This is a genomic window from Treponema sp. UBA785 (assembly GCF_002297065.1).
In the GTDB taxonomy this organism is placed as follows: domain Bacteria; phylum Spirochaetota; class Spirochaetia; order Treponematales; family Treponemataceae; genus Treponema_D.
Window position 1 is genome coordinate 34140 of record NZ_DBJD01000079.1, and the last position, 4802, is coordinate 38941.

4 protein-coding genes are annotated in these 4802 nt (G+C 39.8%); 2 read left to right on the plus strand and 2 right to left on the minus strand.

Annotation, left to right across the window (positions count from 1 at the left end):
- Together B2X33_RS06810 and B2X33_RS06815 are read right to left on the minus strand one after the other, a co-directional pair.
- On the minus strand, positions 1-518 hold a 518-nt coding region (locus tag B2X33_RS06810), incomplete at its 3' end, for an alanine--tRNA ligase-related protein (protein WP_296668555.1).
- A gap of 191 nt (positions 519-709) precedes the next feature.
- Positions 710-2251, minus strand: coding sequence for a pallilysin-related adhesin (locus B2X33_RS06815; RefSeq protein ID WP_296668557.1), 1542 nt, complete (start codon positions 2249-2251; stop codon positions 710-712).
- Between the two features lie 128 nt (positions 2252-2379).
- On the opposite strand from B2X33_RS06815, the gene B2X33_RS06820 reads away from it, so the two are divergent.
- Positions 2380-3840 (plus strand): MATE family efflux transporter, encoded by a 1461-nt coding sequence (locus tag B2X33_RS06820; protein ID WP_296668559.1) that lies wholly within the window; start codon positions 2380-2382, stop codon positions 3838-3840.
- Between the two features lie 472 nt (positions 3841-4312).
- The coding region (locus tag B2X33_RS06825; protein WP_296668561.1) for an NAD(P)-dependent oxidoreductase at positions 4313-4802 on the plus strand (490 nt) is incomplete at its 3' end.

Sequence of the window (4802 nt, forward strand, 5' to 3'; positions counted from 1 at the left end):
TCCGGACCGCAAGGACCAGTCGGACCCGCCGCCCACCAGTTGTCTTCCGCTGAAAGATAAGCGATTTTGTCTTCCGGCATTCCATTCGCTTTCCAAGCGTCGGCTGCCTCCTCATCGCGCGGAGCATTCTCATCGCCTGCAAAAACCGTAACAGAAATTTTTCTTGGATCAAGACCGAGCCATTTCGGGCTTGTCAAAAATTCGTATGAAAAAGCGATTGAATCTTTCTTAAAATAATCTCCAAGCGACCAGTTTCCAAGCATTTCAAAAAAAGTAAGATGGCTCGGGTCTCCAACCTCGTCAATATCGCCAGTGCGCACGCATTTCTGATAATCTGTAAGACGAGTTCCCGCCGGATGTTTTTCACCAAGAAGATAAGGAACAAGCGGATGCATTCCCGCAGTTGTGAACAAAACAGAAGGGTCATTTTCTGGAATTAAAGACTGACCAGAAATTTCAACATGATTTTTAGATTTGAAGAACTCAATATATTTTGAGCGTAATTCGTTTGCAGTCATAATTAAAATATTCTATAGATTTGACCGCAGAATTTCAATATCTTAAATTTTAGAAGCACAAAGCCTTACCGCGGCCGGCTTTTGCTGCAAGTCCTCCTTCGCTCCGCTCGTCCGGTCTTTTCGCGGCAATCCGGGCTAAAATTTTCGCTTCTTTCAAGATTTTCTTACACGCCTTTTTATCTGCGAGTTTTCTATTCTTCGGTCTTTTTTAATTCAGTTTTTTTGAGTGTCAACGGAAGCACTTCATTCTGAAAAAATCCATTCGGAGTTACATCAACCGACTGCAAAATTACAGTGTCGTTGTCATCCACAACAAATTCTGTTGTTTTTCCGCGCTTATTTCTCTCAGTTTTTTTAATTTTGCCAAAACTTGCAGAATAATATCCGTTAAAAAATTTTATGTCGGTGTCGCTTCTAAACTGCATCAATTTTGTGTCAGAAATACTATTCAAGACAAAACGGCCTTTATCTGTAAATTTCTCAGACTCTACTATATATACATCGTTTGCAAAAACAAAATATTTTCCATCAGAAGTAGTCCATGCAGGTCCTTCGACAAGCCTTTTTAGCGCTTTTTCAGATTCGCCTGCAACAGTTTTTTGGTTTAATTTTGTCGAAACTTTTTTATAATTTCCGTCCCAGAGAGTGCTTTCGCTGATAATCATCCGGACATCATCCTGAATCCGAATTCTTATTTCATCGACATTTACAAGCGAAATATCAAAACGCCTCTGAAGGTTTTCGATTGACTGGTTTATCGAAGTAAAATACATTCCGTTTCTGCGGAGTTTTGCATTTAGCCACGAATACACTTCTTCGCTGTCTTGATAATGAAAAATAATCTCGTGCGTCTGAGGATCAAAAAAGATATAACGTACGTTTCCGCCTGAATTTTCGGTCTTATACCACAAGCCTTCCAGAAATTTAGAAAAAGTCGCGACAGTTCCATCCTGAATTCTCGCAAGTTCTTTTGCGGCAATGCGGTTTCCTGTAACACGAACCTGCTTAACCTGAGTATACTCACCTTCTTTTTCGTTCCAATCGTACATTGTCTGAATCTGGTCAAGCCGGGCGCTGTCTTCTGCCGAATCCGAAGCATAAACCCAAACAGGAAAACTGTCGGCCTTTGTCTGGCTCAACTCGTAAGCTTCGTTTCGTTCTGTCTGCTGAATAAAAACCGTTCCGTCAGACTCAAAGTCTCCGATTTTTGTCAAAACAAAGTCGCCTTTTTTAGTGCGGCTTCCGTTAAAAATACACAAAACAGAATGACCTTCGTCCGTAATTCCCTGATAAACAAGCGAATTTTTGTGGTTTCCGATTACGTCTAGCGCAGTACAGGCAAAAGTACGAATCTGGCTTACCGTAGTTGCAATCCAAGCTGCTCTGACATAAGAAGAAGTTGAAGGATTGTACAAACCGACAATAAGTGCCAAAAAAGGGCTTCTTGATGTTTTTACAATATTTATCTGATCATCATAACCGTCATCGTCAATATCCATCGTAACAACGTTCAGAAGAGTTTCATCGTTGGCAAGTTCAATAAACGAAGTCTGCTCATAATCTTCGTATTCATTTTCCAAATTTTCTTCTTCGGACTTTTCTATTTCAACAACCGGTTTTATAATTTTTGCACGCGAATATGAATTGTCTTTTATAAAAAGATTTTTTCCAACAAAAAAAAATGCAAGTCCTGCGGCAACAATAACAAAAATCACTGGAATAAGTTTTTTCATAATCAGTAAAGTTTACCAAATCGGTTAATTTCGCTCAATAAAACAAAGCGCTTCGCAAATAGTTACAAACTCTTCTATATATTACTATTTATTGACATTTTTTCTGTTTTTTATAAAATTTCTGTACTATGATAAAAAATATTGAAATTTTTGAGCACACGCCGGTTCCAAAGGCGGTTTTTAAATTTGCGCTTCCTACAGTCCTCAGCATGATTGTTACTGTTTTGTACAACATGGTTGACGCTTTTTTTGTCGGTCAGACAGGCGATCCTAGCCAGTTTGCAGCGGTAAACGTTGCAACCCCGATTTTTCTGTTTCTCATGGCAGCAGGAAACATCTTCGGCATGGGCGGCTCTTCGTTTATAAGCCGCGCGCTTGGCGAAAAAAACTACGAAAAAGTAAAAAGCATTGCTTCATTTTGTCTTTACGCAGGAATTTTTACAGGTTTTCTAGGGCTATTCATAATTCTTTTCAATATGGAAAGAATTCTCAAATTGATTGGAACAACTCAGACAACAGCACAGTTTGCACGCGATTACTTAAAATATATTGCGTACGGCGGACCTGCAATTGTTATTTCGACAGCCTACACAAACATAATCCGCGGAGAAGGCGCTTCTCAAAACTCAATGGTCGGGCTAATTGCCGGAACAGCCGTAAACATTGTGCTCGATCCGATTTTTATTCTCGACTCATTTTTAGGAATTCCAGGACTTGGACTCGGTGTAAAAGGAGCCGCAATTGCAACTGTAATTGCAAACATCGTTACGATTGTAATCTATCTTGCGCATGTCCTTTCAAAAAACTCAACGCTCACAATAAACCCGAAATATTTTAAAATTTCAAACGGAATTTTGCTCGGCGTTCTTGCAATCGGACTTCCTGCAAGCCTTACAAACATTTTGATGAGTTTAAGTTCAATTCTGACAAACAACCTTCTAGCTTCGTATTACAGCGTTCCTGTCGTATCAGAAAAACTATTGCCGTTTATAAGAACATTTATCGATGGTACAGCAGTTTATGGCGATATTCCTGTTGCCGCAATGGGAGTTGCGCTCAAGGCAAACATGCTGACAATTTTTATTCAGCTTGGACTCGGAATAGGAATCGCTCCGTTAATCGGCTACAATTACGGCGCAAAAAATTCTATTCGCGTTAAAAAAATCGTAAATTTTTCTATTTTGGTAAATGTTGTGCTGGGAGTTTCTCTTACCGTACTTTATATAATTTTTGCAAAGCCAATCATAAATATTTTCTCGGAAGATCCGGCTGTTGTTGCGTTAGGCGTAGATATTATTTATGCACTTATGTCATCGGCACCGTTTATTGGAATTATGTTCGTTTTAAATTTTACATTCCAGGGAATGGGAAAAGGCTTGCAGTCGCTTGTTCTTGCCGTAAGCCGCCAGGGTTTTGTATTTTTACCGGCAATTCTTATAATGCAAAAACTTTTTGGACTTAACGGAATTATCTTTGCACAGCCGTTTGCCGACGCAGTTGCGGTTTTAATTGCCGTAGGAATGTTTTTATTTTTGATTAAAGACCTAAAAGCTGAAGAAAAAACAATTTCTTCTCAAACAAACGAATAAAATACAAAAGTAAATATAAAGGCTGTTCGTAAAAGACGGCCTTTTTTTTTGTAAATAAAGTATTTTTATTATTGCGCAAAATGCAATATTCAATTTATTTTATTTCACTTTACGCAATACTAAGTTTTTTTGTAGAATAAATTATATTTTTACAAAAGCGGTAGGGATTGAAGTGGCTTGTTGCGGAACGAAGTGAAGCAATGGAGCGCGGCTAGCGCGGAACCACGGATAGCCCGACGGCAACTTGTTGCCGAACCGCCCGAAAAAAAATATTTAGCCGTTTGTCAATTTTCAATCGGCGCAAAACAGGAGATTTAATAAAAACTTTGCCTAAAATAACGTCAAAGTTTTTATTTATAAGTTTGCGTTGCAAACTTCATTATAAACTGCATATTCTCATTGCATTGCGAATATGCTAAAAAGTCAAATCGAAAGTTGAAACGTTCTCACTGACTTTTTACAGGAGATTTTTATGGGAAACAATTATTTCAATTCAATTCCGTGGCGCGAGGCTCGCCTGCAGCTCGGACACTGCCGCTCAATGGCAAAAGAGGAATTCGCTGACGGAGTGAACGCTCTCAAAGGCAAAAAAATCGTAATCGTAGGATGTGGCGCTCAGGGCTTGAACCAGGGACTTTGCTTGCGCGACTCTGGACTTGATGTTTCTTACGCTTTGCGCGAATCTGCAATCGCTGAAAAACGCCAGTCTTGGAAAAACGCGACAGAAAACGGATTCAAAGTGGGAACTTACGACGAACTGATTCCAACTGCTGACCTTGTTGGAAACCTTACTCCGGACAAGCAGCACACAGCAGTTATCACAGAAGTTATGAAGAGAATGAAGAAAGGCTCGGCTTTATGGTACTCTCACGGATTCAACATGATTGAAGAGGGAATGCAGATTCGCCCGGACATCACAGTTGTAATGTGCGCGCCTAAGGGACCGGGAACGGAAGTCTGGC